We start from the raw sequence: 26,381 nt of genomic DNA, 5'->3' as shown, positions 1-26,381 counted from the left end.
GGTCAGTCCGTGGGCCGGCGGGCCCGCGTCGCCTCGCGGAGGACCGCCCAGGCGTCGGCCACCGGCCCCACGTGCCCGAGCTTGTCGGGGTTGATCACCGCGCGGATCGTCACGATCTGCCCGTCGAGGATGTCGAGGGTCCAGGTGTTGACGACCTTGCCGTCCCGGTCGCGGAAGATCGCGCCCGGCTGGCCGTTCACCTGGTGCGGCTCCACCAGGCCGCCGATGCGCAGGAACGGTGCGACGAGCGCGTCGAGGACCCGGGCCACGTTCCCGGCGCCGAAGAAGGCGGGCTGCCACTGCGGCGCCTTGCCGCCGCTGTCGCCGACCATGCGAACGTCGGCGGCGAGCAGCGCCCGCAGCCCGTCGACGTCCCCCTCACGGAAGGCGTCGAAGAAGCGTCCGGCGAGCTCCTCGCGCTGCCTGCGGTCGGCCTCGAACCGGGGCCGGCCGGCGTCCATGTGGCGGCGGGCCCGCACGGCGAGCTGGCGGCACGCCGCCTCCGAGCGCCCCACCGCCGACGCGACCTCGCCGAAGCCGAACCCGAACACCTCCCGCAGCACGAAGACCGCCCGCTCGAGCGGGCTGAGCCGCTCGAGCAGGACCAGGGCCGCCATCGAAATCGAGTCGGCCAGCTCCGCCGAGCGCTCGGGATCCTCGTAGGGGTCGTCGAGCAGCGGCTCGGGGAACCACGGCCCGACGTACTCCTCCCGCCGCACGCGAGCCGAGCGCAGCACGTCGATCGAGATCCGGGTCACCACGGCCGACAGGAAGGCCTTGGCCGAGGCGGGTTGCGTCGGCGACGCCTCATAGCGCAGCCAGGCCTCCTGGGCCGCGTCCTCGGCCTCGCTGACGCTGCCCAGGATCCGGTACGCGATCGAGAACAGCAGCGGCCGCAGATCCTCGAACTCCTCGGCCCGCCCCGCGCCCGTCACCAGGGCACCGAGCCCTGCTCGTCGAAGAACCCGCCGGTCGGCCCGTCCGCGCCGAGCGTGGCGAGACGCACCAGGACCGCGGCGCCCTGCGCGACCGTGAGGAGCCCGGTGTGGTTGTTGCTGTCCGTGTCGACGAAGCCGGGTGCGGCCGCGTTGACGAGGATCCCGTCCTTGTGCAGCTCCTTGGCGTACTGCACGGTCAACGCCGTCACGGCGGTCTTGGACGGCAGGTACGCGGCCGACGGCAGCAACGCCGCGAACGGGCTGTCCGGGCCCCCGCTGGTCATGGTCAGCGACGCGCCGTGGCTGCTGACGTTGACGATGCGCGGCGCCGGCGAGCGCCGCAGCAGCGGCAGCATGGCATTGGTCACGGCGATCACCCCGAGGACATTGGTCTCGAACACCGCCCGGACCATGTCGAGGTCGACGGAGCTGGGAACCTGATCGTGGGCGTCCTGGGGCGCCACCGGCCCGGAGCCGGTGATGCCGGCGTTGTTGATCAGCACGTCGAGGTGGCTGAACCGCTCCTCGATCTGCCTCGCCGCCTCCCGCACGCCGGCCGGGTCGGTGACGTCCAGGGTGACCGCGATCGCGTCGCCGCCCGCCGCCCGCACCGCCCCGGCGGCCTCCTCGCCGCGCCGCGCGTCTCTCGCACCGATCAGGACCGTCATACCCAGCGCCGCGAGTTGCTCGGCCGCCCCGCGGCCGATCCCCTTGTTCGCCCCGGTAACCAGCGCAACCTTCCGGTGCGCGGTCTGTTCGCTCATCACCAGCTCCTTGCCGCGGGAGGACGTCCCACTCGAAGAATGTGCCTTCGAAACCCAAGACGAGACAGCCCACCGAGCTGTGACGCGCGGACGGCGGTGACCCGCGCACCGGCCGGGGGAGCACCGTCAGCGGTACCCGGCGGCGACGATGTTCGCCTGCACGGCGCTGTCGGTGGCGTCGGACGGGTAGCCGGAGACCATCGCGCCCTCGTAGAACGTCCCCGCGCTCTGGTTCGTGTTCGTCGCGCAGCAGTCGCCGCCGCTGCCGAGCACGATGGCGCCCTGCTTGCGCATCGGGCTGTAGCCGCGGGGCAGGGCACCGTCCCAGAGCGTGGTCAGGCCGCCGGACTGGGCGTTGCTGCCCTTGATGGCGAACCGGGAGGTGCCGTTGTTCTTCAGCATCGCGGTGACGAACTTGCTCGTGAAGGCCCGCTGGTTCGGGTTCCACGACGAGCTTCCGCCCGGGTAGAGGCCGTACTCGAGATCCGCCTGCACCCACGGACCGGTGCCCGAGCATCCGCCGAACCAGCAGCTCGTGCCGAAGTAGATGGCGTCCATGGCCCCGGCCCCGTCGGCGCGGCGCGTGGTCTCGCTGTTGCCGTAGTCGAAGCAGCAGCCGCTGTTGACGTGCGTGCCGCTGGTGATCATGTACATGCCCTCGGGGGCGCTGCCGGTCGGCACGCCGGAGCCGGACCCGTTGTGCCAGTAGCTGTTGCCGGCGTTGATGAAGAGCGAATAGGCCTTGCTGCCGCCCACCGTCAGCGACTCGCGGGTCGCGCTCGCCGGGGTGTCCTGACCGCCCGCGCCGCCGGGCCCCTGATAGGCGAGGTCGTTGCCGTGGCCGGACTGGTCGAACAGGATCGTGACCACGCACGAGGTGCCGGCGCAGAACGAGTCCTGGGCGGACGCGTTCGCGGCGCCGCCGCGGGTCAGCACGCCGATGTTGCGCGTGGTGTTGTCGGAGGAGCGGCGGATCTGGTACAGGCTGCCGCCGTACGAGCCGTAGAGCGCCCGGACCGTGCTGTGCGCCGCGACGCAGGGCGTGCCCCCGGCGGCGTAGATGTCGCACGGGCCGGCCGGCCCGGCGGAGGCCGAGGCGCTCGGCGCCGGGCTGCTCGGGCCGCCCGGGCTGCCGTTGCAGGTGACCCCGTTCAGCGTGAAGCTCGCCGGGGCCGGGTTGGCGCCGGTGGTGCTGCCGTTGAAGCCGAAGCTCACGGTCGCGCCGGTGGCGATGGTGCCGTTCCAGCCGGCGTCGGTCACTGTCACCTGGGCGCCGGACTGGGTGTACGAGCCGTTCCAGAGCTGGGTGACGCTCTGGCCGCCGGTGAAGGCCCATGCGAGCCGCCAGCCGTTGACCGGGTCGCCGAGGTTGGTGACCTCGACGCCGGCGCCGAAGCCGCCCGGCCAGGAGTTGGTGACGGTGTAGGCGACCCGGCAGCCGGTCGTCGCCGCGGAGGCGAGGTGCGGGCCGGCGACGGCGGCACCGGTCAGCAGCAGCGCGGCGGCCGCGAGCAGCGCCGCCCGGCGGAGCGGGCGTCTGTGGTCGTGCATGGGCGTGTCCTTCCGAGGAGGTTGCCGGTGACGGCCGGTCGGATCGGCATTCGCGAATGTGTGTTCGGGAGTGTTAGCGCTCACTTTGCCGATGTCAACCAGCGCCGGGTGCGACCACGGCAGGAGCGCGGGCATAACGTTTTTCGTGAAGGCTCCCGTACACTGCCCGGTGTGATCGACAGGCTCCCGCCGGCCCCGCGCGTGCGCTGGCGCGGTGACCTGCCCGTGGCCGAGATCGCGCAGCTCGCAGGCGTCTCCCAGCCCACGGTCTCCAAGGTGCTCAACGGCCGGGCCGGAGTCGGCGACGCCACCCGCCGGCGGGTCGAGTCCCTGCTGCGGGAGCACGGTTATCGCCGGCCGGCCGGCGCGCCCGGGACGGCGGGCGTCGAGGTGCTCTTCTCCGGGATGCTCAGCTACATCGCGATGGAGGTCGTCCGCGGCATCGAGGACGTGGCCGCCGCCCGGGACCTGACCGTGAGCGCCACCGACATCGGGCGCCGGGCCGCGGCCGGGCAGTCGTGGATCGAGCCGCTGCTGCTGCGCCGCCCCGTCGGGGTCGTCGCCGCCTTCGCCGGGTTCACCGCCGCGCACCTCGAACTCCTCGACGCGGGCGGCATCCCCGTCGTGACCCTGGATCCGATCGGCGACCTGCACCCGACGCCGTCCGTCGGGTCGACCAACTGGAGCGGCGCGCTCGCCGGCACCCGGCACCTGCTGGGCCTCGGCCACCGGCGCATCGGCGTGATCACGGGGCCGGTCAAGGACCTCTCCGCCCGGGCCCGCCTCGACGGTTTCCGGGCCGGGCTCGACGCGGCCGACGTGCCGTTCGACGAAGGGCTGCGCCGCAGCGGTGTCTTCACCTTCGAGGACGGCCGCGACCTCGGGCTCGAGCTGCTGCGGCAGCCCGACCGGCCGACCGCCGTCGTCTGCGGCGACGACCTGCAGGCCCTCGGCGTGTACGAGGCGGCGCGGATCTGCGGCCTGCGCATCCCGGACGAGCTCAGCGTGGTCGGCTTCGACGACATCGAGCAGTGCGCGTGGTGCGGTCCGCCGATGACGACCGTGCGCCAGCCGTTCGCGGAGATGGGCGCCGCGGCCGCGCAGCTCGTGCTGGCCCTGGCCGCGGGGGAGCGCCCGGCCCGCAGCCGGGTCGAGCTCGGCGCCACCCTCGTGGTGCGCGGCAGCACGGCGCCGCCCGCCGGTCGCTGAAACTTTCAGCTCCTTCGAGCCCCTGACCCGCCTTGCGGCCATTCGGCGGGTGCGACGGCACATTGACGTCATGCGAGTGAGCGATAACATTCGCGAAATTCATTCGCCGGATCGCGGGCATCCCGGTCCGACCCGGAAGGGGAATGTCCCTCATGACCCGAACCACAAGAGGTGGACACAGCCGTGTGCGCCTCGCCGTCACGCTCGCCGCGGTGAGCGCCGTGGCCGCGGGCGCCGCCGTCGCCCTCGCCTCCGGTGCGCAGGCCGGCAGCACGCTCGGCGCGTCGGCGGCGGAGAAGGGGCGGTACTTCGGCACCGCCGTCGCCGCGGGGAAGCTGAGCAACAGCCAGTACACCGGCATCCTCGACCGCGAGTTCAACATGATCACGCCCGAGAACGAGATGAAGTGGGACGCGACCGAGCCGTCCCAGGGGCAGTTCCGCTACACCTCCGCCGACCAGATCGTCTCCCACGCCCAGGCGCACGGGCAGCGGATGCGCGGCCACGCCCTGCTCTGGTATCAGCAGGAGCCGGGCTGGGCGCAGAACATGTCCGGCAGCGCACTGCGCAGCGCCATGATGAACCACGTCAGCACCGTCGCCGGGCACTACAAGGGCAAGATCTACGCCTGGGACGTGGTGAACGAGGCGTTCGCCGACGGCAACAGCGGCGGGCGGCGCGACTCGAACCTGCAGCGCACCGGCAACGACTGGATCGAGGCCGCGTTCCGGGCCGCGCGGGCCGCCGACCCGGGCGCCAAGCTCTGCTACAACGACTACAACACCGACGGCATCAACGCGAAGAGCACCGGCGTCTACAACATGGTGAAGGACTTCAGGTCGCGCGGGGTGCCGATCGACTGCGTCGGGTTCCAGTCGCACCTGGGCGGGCTGCCGCCGTCGGACTACCAGGCGAACCTGCAGCGCTTCGCCGACCTCGGGGTCGAGGTGCAGATCACGGAGCTGGACATCTCCGGCTCCAACCAGGCCACCGCCTACGCCAACGTGGTCAAGGCGTGCCTGAACGTGTCGCGGTGCGCGGGCATCACCACCTGGGGCATCCGCGACAGCGACTCGTGGCGCACCGGCGAGAACCCGCTGCTGTTCGACGCCAACGGCAACAAGAAGGCCGCGTACACCGCCACGCTCAACGCCCTCAACGGCCCGGGCAGCACCGTGTCCACCCCGCCGGTCAGCTCCCCGCCGCCGGTGAGCTCCTCGCCCGGGGGCGGGACGGGCAACGGCTGCACCGCGACCGTCTCCCTCAACCAGTGGGACGGCGGGTTCGTCGCCACCGTCAGGGTCACCGCGGGCTCGGCCGCCATCAACGGCTGGACCGTCACCCTGCCGGTGCCATCGGGTGTGACCGTCACCGGCTCCTGGAACGTCACCCGCTCCGGCAACTCCTGGACGAACGTGTCCTACAACGGTCACGTCGAGGCCGGGCAGTACACGGAATTCGGCTTCCAGGCCACCGGGACCGCCTCGGGCCTCAACCCGGCCTGCTCGGCCGCCTGACATTGCGCACATCGGGCTGGACGCGACGCCCGATCGCGTGGCCGTGCGGTTGGCAGACCGCACGGCCACGCACCCGTTCTCGGCTTGCGCCGGCCGATCAGCCGGTGGTCGTCGGCCGTTGCCGGACGCCGGGCAGCAGGCGGCCGGCGGCCGCGACGAGCAGGGCCACGACGACGGCGACGGCCAGCGGGGGGAAGCGCAACAGGCCGAAGGCCGCGACCAGCACCCACAACAGCAGCGTGACGGGAATCGCGGCGAGCAGGGCGGCGCGCGGGCGCGGTGCGGGCCAGCGCAGCGCCGTGGCGACGCCCACGGCCAGGACGGCCAGGAGGTCGACCTGCGAGATCCCGCCGATGGCCACCTGGTAGACGAGCAGCGCGGCGGCGACGCCGAGCATTGTGCGGCGGGCCGAGAGGATCCACGCCACCGCGGTGGCGAGCCGGAGCAGGGCGGGGATCAGCAGGACGAGGGCCACGCTGCGGATGGGGAATGAGCGATCGGCGCTGATGAAGGCCCTTCCGGTTTCGATGTCGTACGCCAGCTTGGCGATCCACGTGCCGATGGCGACGAGGTACGCGGCCAGCAGCAGCGACGCCGCGCTGCCCAGGCGCAGGCGCAGGGCGAGGCCGAGCACGCCGGCGGACTGGCGCAAGCTGGGCCGGGCCCGGCCCTCGTCCAGGTCGAGCAGGAGGCCGAGCAGCTCCTCGCCGCGGGCCGCGCGATGGTCGGCGGGCAGCAGGCGCAGCAGGCGGCGGTAGCGCCGCTCCAGCGGGGTCATCCGCTCAGGCCCAGCTGCGCGCGGCGGACGAGGCGGCGCTTGGCCGCGCGCGCCTGGCTGGCCATGCGCTCCGTCTCGGCCTCGACCACGGCCGCGCCCGCGTCGGTCAGGCGGTAGTAGCGGCGCAGCCGGCCGTTCTCCACCTCGTCGCGCTCGGGCTCGACCAGGCCGCGGGCGGTGAGGCGCTCCAGCGCCGCGTAGAGCGTGCTCGCCCGGAGCCGGACGCGGTCGCCGGACAGTGCGGCCACCTCGGTCACCAGGCCGTAGCCGTGCCGGGGCTGGTCGGCCAGCCCGGCGAGGATCAGAAACGACTGTTCGCTCAATGATTCCACGCCGAGAGCATATACCGCGCGATGGTATATGCGGCGCACGGGCCGTAGGCGGCGGATCGCGCAGCGGAACGGTGTGGATGGGGGCCCTGCCGCAGGGCCCCCATCCGTCACTCGGGCTGGCCGTTGCTCACGACGAGCTGGACCGCGCCGCCCTTGGTCGTGGCGCCGCCCGGGTTGGTGCGGTCGACGGTGCCGGCCGGGCACTTGGACGGCACCTGGCCGGCCGCGACCGTGACCGAGAAGCCCGCCTTGGCGACCTTGTCCCGCGCCTGGTCGACCGGGAGGCACTTGACCGACGGGATGTCGACCAGCTTGCCCTGCGCGCGGTCCTTCGTCGGCGCCGTGAACTTGACCTCGGGCTGGCCGGCGAGCCCGTCGCGCAACACGCCGAGGGCCGCGTAGTTCACCGGCGCGTGCTGCATGTCCACGGTGGTCTCGGGCCAGTCCGGGTCGGTCAGGAAGCCCGACACCGCGAGCTGCTTGGTCATGACGGTGAACGTGGCGCTCTTCTCCGAGTCCGTGGTCCCGGACTTGCCGGCGATCTGACGCTTCACGAAGCCGCGCGCGTACTGCGCCGTCGCCCCGCTGCACTTGCTGGTCGCGGACTGGTCGCCGACCGGGCAGCGGGCCATGTCCACCGCGGCCCGCGCGACCTCGGGGTCGACCACCTGCTTGCACTTCGGGTCGAGGCCCTCGACCTTCTTGCCGCTGTTGTCCTTGACCTCGAGGATCGGGGTCGGCTCGCAGTAGAGGCCGTCGGCGGCGAGCGTGCCGTAGGCGTTGGCCAGCTGCAGCGGGGTCGTGGCCGAGACGCCCAGCGTGAACGCGCCCCACCCGTCCGGCTTGGCCGCGAGGTCGGCGTCCTCCTTGGCGTTGAACTGGATGCCGAGGCGCTGGGCCACGTCCACCACGTGCTTGACCCCGACCTGCTGCTCCAGCGGGACGAAGTAGGTGTTGATGGAGCTGCCGAACGCGGTCCACATGTTGTACGGCCCGGACTGGCCGCCGGAGTTCTTGGGGCAGTAGTGGTTGCCGTTGCACGTGGCGGGGCCGCCGCCGTTGAGGATGAAGTCCGACACGAACTGCTTCTCGGTCTGGATCGTCGTGGCCAGGGGCAGGCCGGACTCCAGCGCCGCAACCGCCGTGAACATCTTGAACGCGGAGCCGGCCTGGTAGCCGGGGATGTCCGCGTCGCCGGTGATGATCGGTACGGTGGTGTTCGGGTAGTTGCCCTTCTGGCCCTTCTTACCCGGGTTCGTGTTCTCCTTGTTGCCGCTCTGGTCGTTGCTGAAGGTCCGGTTGGTCGCCAGTGCGGTCACCCGCCCGGTGCCGGGCTGGATGGCGGCCAGCATGAGGGCGCTGGAGTTGCCCAGGTGGATCTGCTGGTTCTTGGCGACGTCCTTGGGCTGCTCCTGCGCGTACTTCGCCGCGGCCGTCTGCGTCTGGATGTCCAGCGAGGTGACGATGGTGTAGCCGCCGGCCCGCAGCCGGTTGGCGCGCTGGTACTCGTCCTCGCCGAACACCTTCTGGTCGTCCCACCAGCGCCGCAGGTAGTCGCAGAAGAACCCGGCGCCGAGCTCGGGGGAGGCCTGGATGGACTCGCAGCCCTCCGGGGTCCGCTTGCCGACGATGGTCAGCTTCTCGCCGGCGGCGGCATCGGCGGCGGCCTTGTCGATGTAGCCCATCGAGACCATCTGGTTCAGCACGTACTTCTGCCGCTTGACCGCCTCCGGGTAGCCCTTCTCGGTGGCGGGGTCGTTGGTGCCCGGTGCCTTCACCAGCCCGGCGATGAGCGCGGCCTCGGGCAGCGTCAGGTCCTTGGGGTCCTTGTCGAAGTACACGTGCGCGGCCGCGTACACCCCGTAGGCGCCGTGGCCGAAGGGCGCGATGTTCAGGTACCGCTCGAGGATCTCCTTCTTGGAGAGCTTCTTCTCGAGGTCGATCGCGTACTTCATCTCCCGCAGCTTGCGCGTGTTGGTCTTGCCGGTGGCGTCGACCACCTCCTGCGGCGTCTGCGCGGAGTACGCGATGGCCTGCCGCACGTACTGCATCGTGAGCGTCGAGGCGCCCTGCTCGGTCCCGCCCGCGTTCTGGTTGGCCACGAACGCCCGCGCGACGCCCTTCACGTCCACGCCGCGGTGCTCGTAGAACCGGTTGTCCTCGGCCGCGACCATCGCCTCCTGCATGACCTGGGCGACGTCGTCGATCTTCACATCGCGGCGGTTCTCGTCGTACATCATCGCCAGCCGGGTCTTGCCGTCGGCGGCGAGCACGTAGGAGATCTGCGGCGACGGCAGCACGACGAGGTCGCTGGACATGCTCTCGAACGTGTCCGAGCCGGTCTTCGCGGCCAGCCCCGACATCGCCACGATGGGGAACGCCGCCCCGGCGACCACCAGCCCGGCCAGGAGCCCGCACAGCAGCAGCGAAGCCGCGCTGGGCAGCAGGCGTTTCCTCAGAATCCGTACCCGGGCCACGCTGGCGTCCCCCCGTGTCATGCGGCGTCCTTGTGCGTTCGTCGTCCTCGTCCGTCCTAGACGCGGAACACGGAGCGTGAGGTTGCCACCGTTGTGAGAATGTTTTCGCGGTCAGGGTACGGGCTCGGCGGGAACCCCGATCCGGGGGCGGTCGGCCACGATCCGGGAACGTAGTCTGGCTGGGTGGCGGGCCCGGCGGACACTGGCGCGATGGCACTCCTCGAACGCGACTCGGCGCTCGCGGCGCTGGCCGAATACGCCCGGCAGGCGCTGATCGGCGACGGCCGGCTCGTGCTCGTCGGCGGCGAGGCCGGCATCGGCAAGTCCAGTCTCGTCGAGACGTTCGCGCAACGGCTGCCGGCGCACGTGCCGGCCGCCCGGATCGCCTGGGGCCTGTGCGACGGCCTCTCCACGCCGCGGCCGCTCGGGCCGCTGTTCGACATCGCCGAGGAGCTCGGCGGCGACCTGCTGGAGCGGTCGCGGGCCCGAGCCCCGCGCGACGAGCTGTTCACGACCCTGCTGCGCCAGGCCGACGCGCCCGACGAGCTGCACATGCTCGTGCTCGAGGATCTGCACTGGGCCGACGAGGCGACGATCGACCTGCTGCGGTTCCTCGCCCGGCGGTTGCGCGGCGCCCGCATCCTGCTCGTCGCAACGTACCGTGACGACGACCTCTCCTCACGTGACCCGCTGCGGATCGCCCTCGGCGACCTCGCCACCCAGCGTACGACCCGGCGGATCGGCCTCGCCCCGCTGTCGGTGGAGGCGGTCGGGCGCCTCGCCGCCGACAGCGGCCTCGAACCCGCCGGCCTGCACCGGCTCACCGGCGGCAACCCGTTCTTCGTGACCGAGGTCGTCCGGTCCGGCTCGCCCGCGGTTCCGGCGTCCGCCCGCGACGTGGTCCTCGCCCGGGTCGCGACCCTCGGCGACGACGCTCGGGCGGTGCTCAGCACCGGTGCCCTGATCGGCAACCGGATCGACCCGCGCCTGCTCGCCGCGGCCACCGGCGGTTCCCCGGCCGACGTCGACGAGCTGGTGCTGTCCGGCCTGCTCGTCGGCGACGGCGGGCTGCTGACGTTCCGGCACGAGCTGACCCGGCTCGCCGTCGAGCAGGCCGTCCCGCAGCACCGCGTGGGCCCCGTCCACGCCCGGATCCTGGCCGCGCTGCGGGACCTGGACAGCGACGACGACGCCGGGATGGCCTTCCACGCCGAGGCGGCCGGCGACGCGGCGGCGGTGCTGGAGTACGCGGTCCGGGCGGCCCGGCGCGCGGCCGAGCTCGCGTCGCACCGGGAGTCGGCGGCGCAGTACGAGCGGGCGCTGCGCTTCGCCGGCGACCTGCCCGTGGCCGAGCAGGCCGAGCTCTACGACGCGCTCGCGGCCGAGCTGATGCTGGTCGACCGCGGGCCGCGCGGCTGTGAGGTGGCCGAGCGGGCCCGGGAGCTGTGGCACCGGGCCGGCGACCCCCGGCGGGAGGGGGCGGCCCTGCGCCGGCTCTCGGCGGCGCTGCGGTATGCGTGCCGGGGCGAGGAAGCCGTGGCCGCGGCCGAGCGGGCGCTGGCCACGCTGGAGCCGCTGGGCGCGACCGCGGAGCTGGCCGGGGCGTACGCGAACCTCGCGGTCCAGCGGATGGCGAGCGAGCGGTACGAGCAGTCGATCGCCGCGGCCGACCGGGCCCGGGAGCTCGCCGTCGCGCTGGAGCTCCCCGAGGTCCACGCCGACGCGCTGATCACGGAGGGCTGCTCCCGGGCGGTCGTCGGCGGCGACTGGCTGGGACTGCTGCGCCAGGCGCTGGACACCGGCCTCGCGCTCGGGCTGGACGCGCAGGTCGGCCGCGCCTACGTCAACCTGCACCGCATGCTGTGCGCCAAACACCGGTTCGCCGAGGCCGAGCGGTACTACCTCGAGGGCGTCGCCTACTGCGACGAGCACGAGGTGCGCACGTACGCCACCTGCCTGCGCGGCGACTGGGTCAGCACCCTGGCGAGCACCGGCCGCTGGGACGAGTCGCTGCGGCGCAGCGAGCACCTGCTGGCCGGCGCGCTCGGCGCCTCGCCCCTCAACCGGGTCGACCCGCTCGTCTGCGTCGGCATCATCCGTGCCCGGCGCGGCGCCGACGGTGTGTGGCCGCCGCTGGACGAGGCCGCCGAGCTGGTCGACGGCATGGCGGCGCCGCAGTGGGCCGCGACCGTGCGGGCCGCCCGCGCCGAGGCCCACTGGCTGGATGGAGCGCTGCGGCCGGCCCGGCGCGAGGCGGAGCTGATCGCCGACGCCGCCGCCACCGGCGACGAGTGGGCCCGCGGCCTGGCCGACTTCTGGCTGCGCCGCACCGGCTCCGGCCGCCGGGCCGGGGGAACCCTGGCCGAGCCGTACCGGCTGGAGGCCGCCGGCGACTGGGCGGCCGCGGCGGACCGGTGGGAGGCCGGCGGCTCGTCCTACGTCGCCGCCCTGGTCCTGCTGGAGTCCGGCGACGAGCCGTCCCGGCGGCGCGCCCTCGCACTGCTGGACGACCTCGGCGCGACGGCCGCGGCGCGCCTTGCCCGGCAGCGCATGCGGCAGGACGGTGTCCGCTCCGTCCCCGCGGGTCCCCGCGCCGCGACCCGTGCCCACCCGGCGGGCCTGACCCGCCGCGAGCGCGAGGTGCTGGACCTGATCTGCGCGGGCCACACCAACGCGGAGATCGCGGGCCGGCTGTTCATCTCGGTGAAGACCGTCGACCACCACGTGTCCGCGGTGCTGGGCAAGCTCGGCGTGGCGACGCGTTCGGGCGCCGCGAAGGAGGCGGTCCGCCTCGGCCTGGCCCCCGCCGCGCCGCGCTGACGTCGCCGGTCATTGTCGTCCGGTCAGCGTCGCCCGGGTCAGCGACGCTCGACGTCGGCGCGCAGGGCCGGGGCGAGCAGGGCCTTGGCGAGGCTCGCGGAGGCGGCCGCCGTAGCCGGTGCGGCGCCGATCCGTTGCCGCGCGACGGCGGTCACGTCCAGCACCCGGCGGTCGCCGGTCCACTCGGCGGCGGCGGCGCCGAGCGTGAAGTGCAGCGTGTGGTCGGGCTGGACGATGGCGGCCCGGGCGGCCTCGCCGGCGAACAGGTACAGCGCGGTGTTCTCCGACAGCAGGTCCGCGCGGAACCGGTCGAGGGCCTTGCCGTCGGCGCCGGCCGCGGTCACCTGGAGGTCGGGCCAGCCGGACACCGCGTGGGAGCGCAGCAGCAGACCGGACGCGGTCGCGTCGGCGCCACGCAGCACCGCCGCCGTCCACGGCCGCACGCCCGCCGCGCCGACGTCGGCGGCCAGGGTGCCGTCGAGGGCCACGTCGCCGGGGGTGCTGCGCCCGACGCTGAGCGCGCCGTCGAGCAGGCAGGCGACCCAGCCGGCGTGCACGGAGAAGAACCGCAGGGACTCCGGCGGGGCCATCCGCTCGTCCGGCACGAGGTAGCCGAACGGCACTCCCTCCAGCCGGGCAAGGGCGTCGACCCAGGCGGTGACGAGCGCGGGAAGCTCCGGCCGGGACTGGTCGCCGCTCTTGCGGCGCTGCGCGCGGAGCCGCTTCCAGCGGTACAGGGCCGCCGCGAACGGCCGGCTCTGCAGCGCCAGGAGGCGGCCGAGGTCCCACGCGGCGGCGAAGCTGACATCGCCCGGTCTGGAGACGGGCATGAGGTCGGCGGCGGACGCGACCGGCAGCTTGGCGCGCTCCGGGCGGGGCTTCGGCACGAGCGGGCCGCTGTAGCCCGCATCGAGGCGGTCGCCGGTGCCGGACAGGTACGGCATCGGCAGTCGCCCGGACGGGTCGGCGCCCGGCGTGAGCAGTGGCGCGGCGCCGGCGGCGAGGGCCTTGAGCAGCCCGTCGAGGCCGGGCCCGGCCGCGGAGGACGTGAAGCGCCAGCTCTTGAGGCTCACCAGGCGCAGGGTGGGGGAGTCGGGGCCGGTCGCGGCGTACCGGTGCCGGACCGAGACGAGGTGGGCGACGTGCGCGGCACCGGCGCTGGGCAGCCGGTTGCCGATGACGACGGCCCGCTCGGCGCCGGCCGCGTCGCGGCGCACGTGGGCGAGCAGCGCCAGGTCGCGGCGGGTCGAGTCCTGCGCGGGCAACAGCGCCGCGGGCACGTCGATGACGGTGACCTTCTCGTCGGCCGGGAGGTCGCCGGCGGGGCCGAGCTCGGCTGCGGTGACGACCCGCGGGTCCGGCGCGTCGGCCGCGTCGAAGAGGACCACGGCGAGCCACGGCAGGTCGTCGCGGTCCGCGGTCGCGGTCTCCTGCCAGGGCAGGGTGCTGTGGTTGAGGACCACGTGCGGCAGGTCGGCGGTGTAGTCGCCGTGGCCCCCGTCGGGCGGGTAGACGGCGTAGACCTCGTCGGCGCCGAAGGCCGGCCGGGACCCGGCGACGGTGAGCCGGGACGTGCCGCCGAAGTGCTGCGCCGGGATCTTCTTCGTGCCGGTCTCGTCGGTGCCGAGGTCGTGCTTGAACTCGATGAGGTACGTGCCGCCGGGCAGCGCGGGCAGGTGGTACTGCAGCAGCCGCAGCTCACCCGCGACCGCCGAATCGGTGCCGACGAGCGGGGTGGCGCGGGGCCGGATCTCGAACCCGGTGAGCGCGTCGCGGACCAGCGTCGCCGCGTTCGGGTCGGGGCGCAGGTCGCCGCCGAGCTCGGCCCACAGCGCGGCCGGCACGTTGCCGAGCACCGGGGTGAACGAGAAGTGGTGCTCCATCGGCACACCGTCGCGGGTGATCGCGATCGACAGCGTGGAGTTCAGGTGGGCGCCTTGGTGCTCGGGGCGCACGATGTGCATCGGCCCGGCGGCGGGCGCGGCGATCGTGCGCCGGGCGTGACCGGCGGCCTGGACGGGCGTGGCGGTGGGGCCGTCGGCCTCGAACGGCAGCGGCCCGCCGCTCGCGTCCACGGCGAGGCGGGCGACGGCGAGATCGGCGCGGATGCGGGCGGCGGCCGCCGGGATCGCGCTGCCGGCCCGCAGCAGCAGCCGCTGCGGGTCGACGACGCCGAGGTCGGTGATCGCGGGGGCCGGTGGGTTCAGAGCCGGTGGGTGCGGCGTCCTGCTCGCGGATCAGCCCGGCCGCGGCGGTGAGCGTGCACGGGTCGGCGGCGGGCAGGAACCGGCGGAAGGCGGGCCAGTCGATCGGCGCCGGCCCGGTCTGGTTCTGGGCGCCGAACGCCACGTCGAAGGAGATGATCCACAGGGAGATGTGGGCGGTGCCGGCGAAGTCGGGCCCCCAGATGTGCAGGTCGGCACCGACGTCGACGCTGATGTGGTGGGTGCCGAAGAAGTCGAACGTGTAGGACACATTGAAGTCGACGTAGGCGCGGGCGTCGTAGTGGTACGGCTTCCAGGCGATGAGGAAGTCGACCCCGGCGGTGAACGCGGCGCGCAGGTTGCCGCTCTGCCATACGACCTCGAGGTGGCCGCCGGCCATCAGCGCGGCCGGGGTGAGCGCGTAGTAGGCGTCGCCCTTGATGCCCAGCGCCTGGTCGTACTGCCAGTTGAAGCCGATCCGCGGCACCTTCGGGTAGTGCGCCGGCACGGCGTACTGCGGGTGGTAGCCGCCGACGGACAGCACGAAGTCCCCGTCGTGCTCGCCGGCGAACCAGGTGGTGAACGCGAACCCTCCGGTGAGGTGGCAGTCGTGAGAGAACAGGAACGACGCCTGGGTCAGCTGCGCGGCCACGCTGAGCACGCCGGCGTCCGGCTGGAAGCTCGCCCGGACCGCGAGCTGCAGCTCGGCGAGGGGCGCGACCGCGGGGGCGGGCGCCGGCTCCGGGCGGGGCGCGACGAGGGTGGAGATGCCCAGCACGTCGAGCTCGAACGTCTCGCCGAAGCTCACCGCGAGCAGCGCGAACGAGTCGATCATCTGGAACGAGCTGAACCGGACCCCGGCGGCCAGGAACATCTGCCCGGCCGTCGGCGGCACCCACTGGCGCAGCCCGGTGAGCGCGGTGCGCAGCAGGTCCCGCGGCTCCCCGGTGCCGGTCGGCGCGCCGGACACGGCGGTGGCGACGAGCGGGAAGTCGGCGACGCCGGTGATCGGGGGCAGGACAAGAGACCGGTTGTACCCGAAGCCGGCGGCGAGCCCGGTGACGGTGAAGAACGGCGGGCCACCGAGGGTCTTGTCCAGCACCGCGTAGACGAACATCGACGGCTGCCCGTTGAGGTAGACGTAGCCGCCGACCGCGGTGACGGCGAAGGCGGAGGTACGGATGACGGCGGCGCCGTCGTACTCGTCGTAGGGCTCCTTGCCGGGCTCCCGCACCGTGGTGCGCAGCAGGGCGCCGCCGACCTCGACCGGGCCGCTGCGGTAGTCGACGCCGATGCCGCGCAGGTCGAAGCTCGGCGCGAAGTGGTCGATCGGCGAGCCGAGGGTCAGGCCGTCCAGGGACAGGGTCAGCCCGGCCAGCGACAGGGCGGCGTCGAGCAGGAAGCGGACCTGGCCGTCGGCGTACTCGAAGCCGATCCGGTCGAAGTAGACCGGCCCGGCCGAGCGCTGGACGTCGAACCACTTCACCGGATCGGCGCCGGCCCCGGCCGTCTGTGGCTGGCCCTGGGGCTGGGTCGGTGACTGGGTCGCTGCGGCGGGGGCCATCGGCAACGTCAGGTCGCGGGGCGGGGCGCCGCCGCCCAGCGCCAGCCGGGCCGTGATCGTCGCGCCGGACGGCAGCGGCGCCGGCAGCGGGGCGACGGTGGCCGGCAGCAGGGCGCTCAACGCCGCCGACTCGGCCGCGGTGTACTCCCGGGACGCGACCACCAGCCGCAGGTTGTCCACGGCGGCGGTGCTGCCGGCCGGGAACTGGCGGCCGACCAGCGGCAGCCCGGACAGGCTCAGCGACGCGCCGAGGTCCAGACCGAGCACGGCGCCGCCGTCGACGGCGAGCACGACGTCCTTGAGGTCGATGGTGAGGTCCTCCGGCACCGCGGCGGCCAGGTCGGCGCTCAGCACGCCGAGGAGGTCGCGCACGAGGATGCGCCGCCCGTCCTCGGTGTGCCGGTAGGTGGCGACGAACCGGGTCGCGGTCGCGTCGGCGAGCAGGTGCAGGTCGAACTGAAGTCCGGCGACCTCGATGGTGCCGGTGAACTCCTTGCGGTAGCCGGTGCCCTCGCGGCTGACCCGGATGTCGACGGTGGCGGCGAGGCGGGCAGCGGACGCTGCGTCGCCGACCGGCAGCGACACCGAGCAGTGCAGCGCCAGCCCGGCGCCGCCGGTGTCGAAGGACGCCTCCAAGGCGTCGAGGGACGCCCCGGCGATCACCGCCGGCAGCACCGGGTCGACGTCGTACAGGGCGACGATCTGGTCGTGCACGGCCTTGACGGTGAGGCTCTGCCCGGGGCGCAGCCCGCAGCTGAACCGCCAGCCGCCGGCCGCCTCGGCGTGCTCGGCGGTGATGTGGAAGTCGGCGCCGAAGATGGCGCCCCACGCCTCGACGCCGCCGGTGACGCCGTGGCCGTCCTTGACGACGTGGAAGGCGAACGACCGCGGCGCGATCGGCAGCCGCCCGGCGGTGAGCTCGAAGTCGGTGGTGATGGCGGCGGAGATCTCGTAGCGGCCGGCGTCCGGGTAGGCGGCCAGCCGCAGCTCGTTGAGTTCGGCGGCCGGGAAGGCACCCGCCGCGGCGGGGAACCAGGCGGCGGCCAGGGCGCGCAGGTCGACCGGGTGGGCCGGGTCGAGCCGGCCGATCAGGAAGAACGACGGCAGCCCGGCGGTGACGCGGAACCTGACGCCGTCGACGGTGAGGCTGGCGTCGGCCTCGACCCCGCGGACGGCGCGCGCGTCGAGGTCCAGGCCGATGCGGACCGCGTCGATCGCGAGGCTGGTCAGGCCGAGGTTGCGCAGGCCGGCGTCGACGTCGGCGGGGTCGGCCCCGGCGAGCGCGGCCAGGGCGCCCAGGGCCGGCAGGACGTTGCCATCGGCGGGCAGCACCTCCAGCACCCAGCGGCCGGGTCCGCGCAGGGCGAGCCGGACGGTGAAGTCCTGCCCGCCGATGCTCGCGGTGGCGTGCACGTCACCGCCGGCGGAGGCGGCGAAGCGTTCGGCTCGGGAGCCGGTGCGGGCCCGCAGGGTGACGCCGATGCCGCGCAGCTCGACCGAGCCGGCGACGATCGGCCAGGTGCCGGTGGCGTCGGCGGTCAGCGTGAGCTCCGACGCGTCGGCGGGCCGGGACCCGAAGGTGGCGGTGAGGCCGGTCAGCGGCAGCAGGTCGAACACGGCGCCGACCGGCAGGCCGTCCACCAGTAGCCCGCCGCCGATGAGGGTGCCGAACGTGGCCAGGGACGCCGCCGGTCGCGGCCCGTCCGCGAGAGCGAGGGTGATCCGGCCGGTCGGGTCGAGGCCGCCGATGACCGCGACGGTGGTGCCGCCGGCGGTGAGGCCGCCCTCGACGGCGAGCTGCACCGCGAAGCCGCCCGGGTCGGCGGCGGCCCCGGTGAACACCACCCGCACGGCGGTGAGGTGCAGGTCGCGGCCGGTCCGGCCGACCGGCCAGGCGTCGGTGCAGGCGCCCGCGACGGTGAGCGTGCCGCCGGCGAGCGTGATCCGCGGGTCGCCGAGGGTCAGCCCGCCGGCCGGGAGCAGCGTCGTGAGGCGGGGCACCGGGCAGGTGTCCTCGTCGAGGCTCAGCCCGCCGCCGGAGACGGCGAGGCCGAGCCGGTCGTTGAGGTCCGCGAGGGTCGCGACGATGCCGACGGGCTGGCTCATGCTGGGCGCCTTCCTGACCGGGTGGTGCCTTACTTGATGTCCAGGTTCATGGGACCGTTGACGCTGTCGTAGCTGACGGTGAAGAGGGTCGCCGGGTTGACGGCGTCGGCGGCGACGCGCGCCGCGTTGCCGGCACCGTTCGCGGCGCCGCCCGCGAGGCCGATGCGCAGCAACGCCGCCCGCACGCCGTCGCGCACGTCGTCCGGCTCTCCCAGGTAGTGCGCCGCGGCGGTGACCGCCGCCGCGAACGCCGCGTGCTGCGTCGTCAGCCGTGCGTCCGCGGGCCCGTTCAGGGCGGCGTGCCGGGCCGCGCCGACGACGATCCGCGCGGTCTCGGCGGCGTCGAGGACCTGCACGAGGGCGCCCATGGCCGCGCCGAGCACCGCGGCCTGGGCCGGGGTGGCACCGGCGTGGGCCGCGGCGTACGCGGCGATGCCGGCGTAGGCCGCGTCGTCGCGGCCGTTGTTGGTGGCGTAGGCGACGTCGGCGGCGACGGACGCGGCGAGGGCCTCGTTCGCGGTGGCGCCGGCCCCCGTGGCGGCGTTGGCGACACCGGTCCGGTAGCCGGCGCCGACGGCCGTGACCATCGCCGCCCGGATGATCGCCATGCCCTGCACGCCGATGCTGGTGCGGATGGGGGCCGGGTAGGCGTTGATGACGGCGTCGATCGATGCGGGGGTGGCGCCGGGTGCCGTCGTGGCATCGTTGGCCTGCGTGACCAGCCCGTCGAACGGGTTGCCGTTGTTCTCCACGTTGCCGAGCCACATGACCGCGGTCAGCGCCTGCGACGCCTGCTGGTCAGTGGCGCCGGTCGCGCGGGCGGCGGCCTGCACCACGCCCCGGGCCCCGCCGGCCTCCCCGACCTGGTCGACCAGCCCGGGCGCGGGCGCGTATCCGGTGACGGCGTTGGTCGCGTTCCCGGCCGCGATCACGCCGCGGCGGATCTGGCCGACCGGCGACAGGTTCGACTGGGCCTCGGTGACCCGCACGACGATGTGCCCGGGCAGGCCGTTGGCCGGGTGGCCGGCGGTCTGCGAGACCGTGCCGCCGTAGGACAGCGGTGGCACGACGTTGGGTTCGCGGTATCCGGTCAGGAAGTGCTCGACCGGGCGCAGCGGGGGCGGCGGCGGCTCCGGCGGGTGGCGGTTGGCGTTGGTCGGGTCGCCCAGGATCGGGTCCTCCGGGTAGCCGTCCAGCACGTTGATCGTGCTCTCCGCCGGGTGAAAGTGCCGGTTGCGCGGACCGGTGGAGATGATCGCCGCGGCGGGCCGGAGCCGGGTGATGAACTCCCGCGAGGTGGCGGACCTGGAGCCGTGGTGGCTGGACTTGACCACGAGGACCCGCCCCGCCAGGTCGTCGGTGGGGTTGAGCAGGAACTTGACGCCGTCCTGCATCACCGGCAGCATCTCGTGGTTGACGTGCCCGTCCTCCTGGGCCCGTTCGAGGTCGCCGGCGACGAAGTACTTGAAGTTGCCGAACGTGAGCAGGAACCCGAGGCTCTTGGGGTTCTCGTCGTCGTTCTCGGCGTGGACCGCCTGGTTGGAGCAGAACGTCATGGCGCCGCCGGGCTGCAGCACGTACTTGTTCGCGGTGACGCAGATCAGTGACGGGCGGCCGGGGGCGTAGCCGGGCACCGCGGACACGGCCCAGTTCGGCTCGACCAGGCCGTTGCCCCACATGATGTCCTTGCCGAGCAGCCAGTGCGGCTCCCGCCAGTTGCGGGCCGCCGGGTCGGTGCGCGACGGGCGGGCATTGACCACGCCGCGGGGGATCACCGCCTGGCCGGCCCCGTTGTAGTCGACGATGTCGAAGCTGTTGACGTGCTGCGTCGCGTACACGAACGGGCCCGGCTTGTTCGCCGCGGTGGTGCGGTAGGCGTAGTACTCGCTGTCGACGCGATTCCGGACGCCGTGGCCGTCCTCGGTGTAGCGGGAGTCCTCGGAGCCTTCCAGCCGGCCGGTGTCGTAGAGGATCGCGCTGTTGTAGCGGCCGATGTTGTTCTGCAGGAGCCGGCTGATGCCGTAGAAATGGTCCTCGTCGAAGTGGGTCACGGCGATGACGTCGACGGTGGGGATGTTGAGGGTGTTGGCCAGGTAGGTGTTCACCGTGGGCGCGGAGCCGGTCTTGCCGCCGTCGATGAGGACGGTACGCCGGATCGCCGCCTGCGCCGGCGGGTTGCCCGGGTGCCTGGCCACGATGATGGTCGCGTCGCCCACCATGCCGATGTCGAGGTGGTGAATTTCGAGGGTCCACGTCATCGGCCCGTCACTCCCACGCGATCCAGTCGAGCCGCAGGTTCTGCTGCCACCCGGCGTTGAGCGCGTCGAGGCGCAGGATGTTCACCTTGAAGTGGCTCTGGTCGATGTACTTCACGGTCACCGCGAACGTGTCGGTGTAGTAGCCCTCGCTGCGGGCGGTGACCGTGGCGTGCGGCACGACGCCGAACCGCTCCGGGAAGTCGACGCGGACCTCCTTGACGCCGCCGGTGTGCGGCCCGGCCACGAAGTGCCCGGCGAGCATGCGGCCGAAGCGGTGCGAGGTGCCGACGCTGAGGCCGAGCACCTTGGCCACGCCGTTGACGAAGAGGGTGTTGCCCTGCGCGTCGGCCCCGCCGATGGACACCGGGTTGCCGACCGGGTTGATGGCCAGGGGCTTCGCCCCGTGCGACTGTACCCAGCTGTAGTTCTGGTGATACCCGAGGCGCAGGTTGGCCCCGTTGGTGGGGCCGACGATGACGGCGTTGCCGTTGCCGTCCTGCGGGGTGTGCAGCACGTGCAGCCGGCCCTCGGGGTTGTTCGTGGCGACGCCGACCCGGGCCTCGAGGGTCTTGTCGGGCAGGGTCGCGTCGCGGACCACGAGCGGGCCCTTCTCGATGGTGACGGCGAGGTGGCCGTCCCAGTAGCCCGGCATGTTCTCGTAGTGCACGAGCAGCCGGGCGTGACCGGACGGCGGGGCGGCGACCATGCCCTTGACGTCGACGAGGATGCTCTCCCCGGCGGCGAGGGCGGTGATGCTCGGCGTGGTCATCCGCCACGTCAGCGCCATGCCCTCGGCGGTCGGGCTGGTGGTCACCCACCGGTCGGCGCGGATGTCGATGCGCTCCAGCGCGGCCCGGGCGCCGAGGGCGACGTCGGCGGGCTGGGCGTCGAAGGAGAAGATCAGGGTGGAGGGTTCCCCCGCGGTGCTCGGGGTGATCGGGATCGGCCGGCGGGACACGTTGGTGATGCGCAGCCGCAGGTTCGAGGGGCTGACGCCGTCGTCGACGATGCCGTTGACGCCGACGAACCCGGCGTCGAGCGGGATGTGCTGCTGGCCGCGGCGGTTGACCAGGGACAGGTGCTGCACGCGGCTGCCGGTCAGCAGCGAGGTCTCGTCGACGTAGGTCATCTGGTCGTAGCGCAGCTGCACGCGGGTGCCGCGGGTGCCGCCGCGGCCGTCGGCGCCGACGTTGCCGAGCGTGAAACGCACCGTCTCGTCGGGCTTGATCCGCAGGCCGCCCTTGCCGGTCAGCGACACGGTGAAGCCGTCGGCTCCGGCGGCGGTCCGCGCCGTCCAGCCGTCGGGGACGGCGACGGTCGGCGGCGCCTTCGGGTTGACCATGAGGACCCCGGGCCGGAACTGCAGCTCGAGGTGGCAGGCGGTGCTCTTGGCGTCGACGGCGGCGAGCGCGACGGACTGGCTGGCGGTGTTGGTGACCTCCAGCACCATCTTCTGCCCGGCCGGGTCGTCCACGATCGCCAGCACCGGCTGGACGTCGGTGTCGTGCAGGCTGAACGCGAGGGGGTGGCTGCGCCGGAACGCCGCCATCGCGCTGCGGTCCTCCTCCATCACCTGGCGAACCTCGGCGGCGGTGAGTGCGCGCTCGTAGACGCGGACGCCGGCCATGCGCCCGGCGAATCCGAGCTCGCCGAGCTTGGCGGCGGCCAGGGCGAGGCCCCAGCCGGTGTAGCCGAACACGGCCGGGATCGCGGCGCCGGCGGGCTGGCCGTCGAGGTAGCACGTGAGCAGCTTGCCGTCGTGAGTGGTGGCCACGTGCACCCACCGGCCCAGCGGGAGCACCGGGGTGCACGTGGGACCGCCCCAGCGGCCGAGCTGGGTGCTGCCGTTGGGCTCCAGCAGCCAGTGGTAGGCGCCGGCGCCGGGCTGGCCGAGCAGGAGCAGCCAGGAGCGGCGGGCGGGCAGCTTGTCGATGCGCACCCACCCGGCGACGGTGTGCACCGGGTTGGCCGAGGGGACGCTCGGGGCGACGTTGGCGACCGTGACCGTGTCCGCCCCGGCGAAGCGCACGCTGCTGCCGAAGTCGTCGTCGGGCACGACGAGCGGGCTGCCGGTGGTGGTGCCGTGGCGGGCGTGGGCGGAGCTGTCCGGGGCCCGGCCGCCGGTGAGCGCGTCGAGGCGCAGATGCACCAGCAGCTGCTGGTCGAAGCTGGTCATGCGGGGTCCTTTCGGCGGACTCAGGTGCCGGTGGGTTCGTGTCGCAGCTTGAGCCAGCCGCCGCGCAGCCCCTGGACGGCGGCGAACGCGGCCGCGGGGGATGCGGGGCCGATGCGCTCCTCGCCGAGGTCGAGCACCGCGTCGACGATCGCCTCGGCGCCGGCCAGGATGCCGGTGAGCACCGGCTGCGAGCGCCGGTCCCGGGCGACGAGCTCCGCGGTGCCGTCCGGGCCGGGCGGGAGCAGCCAGCCGGCGGCCCGCAGCGCCGTCCAGGCCGGTCCGGCGACGGTCTCGGCGAGGCGGGCCAGCGCGGCGGGCCGGTCCAGCAGCGTCGCGCCGAGCGGGGCGAGGACGGCCTCGACGCCGCCGGCCATCGCCCGGAACGGCGGGTCCAGCCGGGCGGACACCCGCGCGTCTTCGGCGACGGCGAGCAGGCGCTCGTCGGCGGGGACTCGCCGCAGCCAGCCGATGCGGGGATCGGTGAGCTGGTCCCAGAGCCGGTCGGCGAGGGCGGCGGCGAACACGGACCGGCCGATGGTGGCGGCGGTGCCGACCTCGCGCCACGCTCCGGCGTTCTCGCTCACCCAGCCCCAGCGGTACCCGGGCTCCACCGGCAGCGGCAGCCGCAGCCCGTCGGCGCCCGCCAGCACGGCCGCCACCGGGAACGTCATCTCCAGCGCGCCCATCGCCGCGGCGTAGTGCACCGGCGGGACGCTGATCGACTTGACCGGCTGGATGCCGGTGGTGACGTGGACCTTGCCGCGCGGGTCGACGAGCATGCGCAGCACCAGCGGCGGGTCGTCGACGGCGTGGGTCTCGGCGAGCGGGCCGTTGCCGCAGGTGCGGATGAGCGGGTGCCGGCCCGGCGCGGCCTGCGGGCTGCGCAGCACCGGGTCGCCCTGCGGCCAGTACCCGATCATGCCGTCGTCGAGCTGCTCGTGGGCGCCGAACCGGACCGGGAACCGCACCCGGGTGAACGCGTCGGTGTCGCGGGTGCCGCGCAGCATGTCCTGGCGGAACTGGTTCCAGCCCTGGTGCACCGCGGGCAGCCCGAGCAGCTCGAGGTCGAACGCGGCGCGCACCAGCGCGATCGGCCGGCCCACCAGGACCGCCAGGTCGACCTGGTGCTCGGCGACCGGCTCGATGTTGGTCAGGGCGCTGTCCAGCACCGCCATGAACTCCGCGACGTAGGCGGCACCGCCGCCGAGGATCGCGGTGACGGTCTCGCGCAGGTGCACGTTGGCGATGTCGGCGGCGCGGGCGACGCCGGTGCCGCCGGGCGCGCCCGACCAGCGGGCCCGCGCGTCGATCACGCCGAGCGGCGCGCCGCGGTTGTCGTACACCATCAGGCTCGTGTCGACGTGGTCGGGCAGGAACCAGCCGCAGACCGGTGTGGTGTCCGGATGCTCGCTGGTCTCGCCGTCGCGGTCGGCGGCCAGCCAGCGGAACTGCACGCGCGACGGCTGGCTCAGCCGTGGCGGGAGCGCGACGAGGTCGGTGTTGCCCGGCACGGTGAGGCTCTCGGCCGGCACCAGCCGTCCGGTCGGCACCTCGCGGGTCTGCCCGAACGTGTCGACGAGCCGGAGCCGGGCCAGCCGCAGGGCGCCGGAGCGGATCGGGCTGAAGTCGTTGAGCGGCTGCGGCGCGCTGCGGTTGCTGGTGCCGACCGCGGCGGCGACGGCCGCGCCGAACGCGACCTCGTCGGGGAACGCGAGCGGGTCGCCGACGGGCAGCTGCTTGACCAGCCGGTGCATGAGCAGCGCGTCGTTGAACCCGCCGAGGGACTGCGCGAGGCAGTCCATGCCGGCCAGCTCCTCGCAGGCGCGGATGGCGGTGAACACCTGGTCGTCCGGGCCGGCGTTCGGGTGCGCCGCGAGGTACCACGCCTTGACCTTGCCGATGACGGGGCCGATGTCCTCGGGGGCGGTGCCGCCGGCCGCGGCGAAGTACTCGGGCAGGATCTGCTTGTCGAGGTAGTCGCGCAGGCTGTCGCGCATCCGGCCGCCGGCGTGCCCGGTCAGCAGCGTCGTGCCGGTGTAGAGCGCGGCCGCGCCGGCCACCGCCGGGTTCGGGTCGGTGCACACCAGGTCCGGCTCGGCCGGGTCGAGCGCGAAGCCGCCGGTGACGAAGTCCGGGTCGTAGGCGTCGACCTCCGGGTAGAGGTTGCCCCGGGCCCGCAGCGGCAGCAGCTCGACCTGCCATTCCAGCTGGAACGGGTTCCACGGCCGGCCGTCGCTGGGCCGGAACGCGGCGCCGTCCTGGTCCTGGCGGGCCAGCAGCGCGGTGAGCCCCTCCGGGCGCAGCTGGATGTCGCGGACCTCGGCGGCCGGCGCGACGGAGCACGCGAGGACGCCGTCGAAGCCGTGCCGGTCGGTCGGCTTCGCGTCGTCCCAGAGCAGGTGCACGACCGGGTCCGTCGGCTCCCAGTAGCGGGGCGCCGCGAGCTCGCTCAGCTCGTAGACCAGTCCGGCGTCGCGCAGCTGCGGCGTCGTGTTGAAGCTCGCGACCGCGGCCTTCGCGGCGGCGTAGGCGGCGGCGAGCCGGCCCTCCGGGGTGTCGCCGGGCTGCAGTGCCGCGAGCGCCTGCTGGGTGCGTGGCAGCGTGCGCCGCTGCACGAAGGCCCGGACCTCGTCGATGTCGGGGTAGGCGTCGCCGGTGTCCTCCGGCGGATACGCGCACAGCAGGTACTTGTACCAGTCCGCGAACAGCTGCCGCCGCTGCGACTCCGCCTCGGCCGCGGCCCGGTCCCGGACCCGCTGCGCCTCGTTGAGCGCCGCGAGCAGGCCCGCCAGCCCGGGCGGCAGCGGCACGGTGGCCTGCGCCTGCCCACGGTCGGCGTCGGCCGGCTCGGGTCCGGCCGACGCGGGGGCGATCGTCCACAGCCGCCCGCCGCGGCGCGCCACGAATCCCTTCTCGTGGCGCAGCTCGCGAAACTTCGCATCGACGTCGACGAGGCGGTGCTCGATCCGTGACGCGAGCAGGATCGCCTCGAGGTGGTCCTCGACCTGGACGCGGTGGGCCGGGTCGATGCGCAGCGCGAGCGCCACGGACAGCGCCTCGGTCGCGGTGTTGCCCACGGTCAGCGTGGCCGGCATCAGCCGGGCCGGCGTCGTCGTCGCGGTGAACCCGCACGCGGCGTAGCAGACCATCTGGGTCGGCGCGTCCTCGCCCGGGTAGGTCCACGCGGCGCGCTCGCGCAGCACGTCGGCGAACGGGCGGCGCGGTGTCGTGTCGGCGATCGCGCGCACCGTGGCGAGGAAGTCCTGCGCGGGGTCGCTGTACCAGCCCAGCAGCTCGTAGCGCAGCCCCGGAGGAATGGCCGCGCCGATCTGCGGATCGTGGAATCCGAAGACGCTGTGGCAATTCGGATACAGGGCCGCGAAGGTCGGGTCGCTGTATCCGGACTCGGCGTTCAGCAGATATCCGACAGCGGTGACCTGGCGCACGTATTCTGCGTTAGGGTCGCGCTCCTGCCACAGTTCCCGCGGCACCGCCCGGCCCAGATATCGGAATGGCCGGGATGATTGCGCGGACTTCGGGAAAGGCACGGCGACGCCGGAGGCCGAGCCGGTGCCGTCCGGGTGCAGGTATCCGCTCTCCACCACCCAGGCCCGCGGCGCCAGCCCGCCGCCGGTGCGGCGCACCAGCCACCGGTCCGGCACCGCCGCGAACACCGCCCGGTTGCCG

At 73.9% G+C, this 26,381-nt stretch carries 13 protein-coding genes; 3 read left to right on the top strand and 10 right to left on the bottom strand.

From position 1 onward, the window contains the following. Positions 1-2 precede the first annotated feature (2 nt). The 3 genes from AC6JBM_RS19305 to AC6JBM_RS19295 form a co-directional block, all read right to left on the bottom strand. The gene (locus AC6JBM_RS19305) at positions 3-935 is read right to left on the bottom strand and encodes an RNA polymerase sigma-70 factor (RefSeq protein WP_497984975.1); all 933 of its coding nucleotides are present in this window, start codon (positions 933-935) and stop codon (positions 3-5) included. Continuing rightward, complete coding sequence (locus tag AC6JBM_RS19300) at positions 932-1,702, bottom strand: SDR family NAD(P)-dependent oxidoreductase (protein ID WP_497984974.1); 771 nt, start codon at positions 1,700-1,702, stop codon at positions 932-934. Before AC6JBM_RS19300 ends, AC6JBM_RS19305 begins: the two co-directional genes overlap by 4 nt. A gap of 126 nt (positions 1,703-1,828) precedes the next feature. After that, complete coding sequence (locus AC6JBM_RS19295; RefSeq protein ID WP_497984973.1) at positions 1,829-3,253, bottom strand: arabinofuranosidase catalytic domain-containing protein; 1,425 nt, start codon at positions 3,251-3,253, stop codon at positions 1,829-1,831. Between the two features lie 171 nt (positions 3,254-3,424). Between AC6JBM_RS19295 and AC6JBM_RS19290 the strand changes: the two genes are divergently transcribed. Continuing rightward, positions 3,425-4,462 (top strand): LacI family DNA-binding transcriptional regulator, encoded by a 1,038-nt coding sequence (locus AC6JBM_RS19290; protein ID WP_497984972.1) that lies wholly within the window; start codon positions 3,425-3,427, stop codon positions 4,460-4,462. 143 nt (positions 4,463-4,605) lie between these two features. Then, positions 4,606-5,979 (top strand): glycoside hydrolase family 10 protein, encoded by a 1,374-nt coding sequence (locus AC6JBM_RS19285; RefSeq protein ID WP_497984971.1) that lies wholly within the window; start codon positions 4,606-4,608, stop codon positions 5,977-5,979. A gap of 97 nt (positions 5,980-6,076) precedes the next feature. Here AC6JBM_RS19285 and AC6JBM_RS19280 read toward each other — a convergent pair whose 3' ends face one another. The 3 genes from AC6JBM_RS19280 to AC6JBM_RS19270 form a co-directional block, all read right to left on the bottom strand. Next, positions 6,077-6,757, bottom strand: coding sequence for a hypothetical protein (locus tag AC6JBM_RS19280; RefSeq protein ID WP_497984970.1), 681 nt, complete (start codon positions 6,755-6,757; stop codon positions 6,077-6,079). After that, positions 6,754-7,089, bottom strand: coding sequence for a PadR family transcriptional regulator (locus tag AC6JBM_RS19275; protein WP_497984969.1), 336 nt, complete (start codon positions 7,087-7,089; stop codon positions 6,754-6,756). The genes AC6JBM_RS19280 and AC6JBM_RS19275 overlap by 4 nt, the downstream gene beginning before the upstream one ends. Before the next feature lie 107 nt (positions 7,090-7,196). Further along, on the bottom strand, positions 7,197-9,587 hold the full coding sequence (locus AC6JBM_RS19270; protein WP_497984968.1) for a transglycosylase domain-containing protein: 2,391 nt from the start codon (positions 9,585-9,587) through the stop codon (positions 7,197-7,199). Between the two features lie 189 nt (positions 9,588-9,776). Between AC6JBM_RS19270 and AC6JBM_RS19265 the strand changes: the two genes are divergently transcribed. After that, positions 9,777-12,386, top strand: a complete 2,610-nt coding sequence (locus AC6JBM_RS19265; RefSeq protein WP_497984967.1) for an ATP-binding protein — start codon at positions 9,777-9,779, stop codon at positions 12,384-12,386. Between the two features lie 1,698 nt (positions 12,387-14,084). On the opposite strand, the gene AC6JBM_RS19260 is transcribed toward AC6JBM_RS19265, so the two are convergent. Genes AC6JBM_RS19260 through AC6JBM_RS19245 form a run of 4 tightly spaced genes read right to left on the bottom strand, consistent with a single transcriptional unit; the run spans position 14,085 to position 26,140 of the window. Beyond that, positions 14,085-18,260 carry a DUF6603 domain-containing protein gene (locus AC6JBM_RS19260; RefSeq protein ID WP_497984966.1) on the bottom strand — a complete coding sequence of 1,392 codons (4,176 nt, stop codon included), beginning with the start codon at positions 18,258-18,260 and terminating at the stop codon, positions 14,085-14,087. Between the two features lie 29 nt (positions 18,261-18,289). Continuing rightward, positions 18,290-20,518 carry a ComEC/Rec2 family competence protein gene (locus AC6JBM_RS19255; RefSeq protein WP_497984965.1) on the bottom strand — a complete coding sequence of 743 codons (2,229 nt, stop codon included), beginning with the start codon at positions 20,516-20,518 and terminating at the stop codon, positions 18,290-18,292. Between the two features lie 7 nt (positions 20,519-20,525). After that, positions 20,526-22,694, bottom strand: a complete 2,169-nt coding sequence (locus AC6JBM_RS19250; RefSeq protein WP_497984964.1) for a LamG domain-containing protein — start codon at positions 22,692-22,694, stop codon at positions 20,526-20,528. A 20-nt stretch (positions 22,695-22,714) separates the two neighbouring features. Continuing rightward, entirely contained in the window at positions 22,715-26,140 is a 3,426-nt protein-coding gene (locus AC6JBM_RS19245) for a hypothetical protein (protein WP_497984963.1), read from the bottom strand. Positions 26,141-26,381: the final 241 nt, after the last annotated feature.

The organism is Dactylosporangium thailandense (assembly GCF_059739745.1).
The sequence above is the reverse complement of the archived record's forward strand: the minus strand, read 5'-3'. Positions and strand labels throughout refer to the sequence as shown.

Excerpts from the sequence above, each read along its gene's own strand:
- AC6JBM_RS19285 (WP_497984971.1), top strand. The coding sequence starts at position 4,606 with ATGTCCCTCATGACCCGAACCACAAGAGGTGGACACAGCCGTGTGCGC.
- AC6JBM_RS19295 (WP_497984973.1), bottom strand. The coding sequence starts at position 3,253 with ATGCACGACCACAGACGCCCGCTCCGCCGGGCGGCGCTGCTCGCGGCC.
- AC6JBM_RS19265 (WP_497984967.1), top strand. The coding sequence starts at position 9,777 with ATGGCACTCCTCGAACGCGACTCGGCGCTCGCGGCGCTGGCCGAATAC.
- AC6JBM_RS19270 (WP_497984968.1), bottom strand. The coding sequence starts at position 9,587 with ATGACACGGGGGGACGCCAGCGTGGCCCGGGTACGGATTCTGAGGAAA.
- AC6JBM_RS19300 (WP_497984974.1), bottom strand. The coding sequence starts at position 1,702 with ATGAGCGAACAGACCGCGCACCGGAAGGTTGCGCTGGTTACCGGGGCG.
- AC6JBM_RS19250 (WP_497984964.1), bottom strand. The coding sequence starts at position 22,694 with ATGACCAGCTTCGACCAGCAGCTGCTGGTGCATCTGCGCCTCGACGCG.
- AC6JBM_RS19255 (WP_497984965.1), bottom strand. The coding sequence starts at position 20,518 with ATGACGTGGACCCTCGAAATTCACCACCTCGACATCGGCATGGTGGGC.
- AC6JBM_RS19280 (WP_497984970.1), bottom strand. The coding sequence starts at position 6,757 with ATGACCCCGCTGGAGCGGCGCTACCGCCGCCTGCTGCGCCTGCTGCCC.
- AC6JBM_RS19260 (WP_497984966.1), bottom strand. The coding sequence starts at position 18,260 with ATGAGCCAGCCCGTCGGCATCGTCGCGACCCTCGCGGACCTCAACGAC.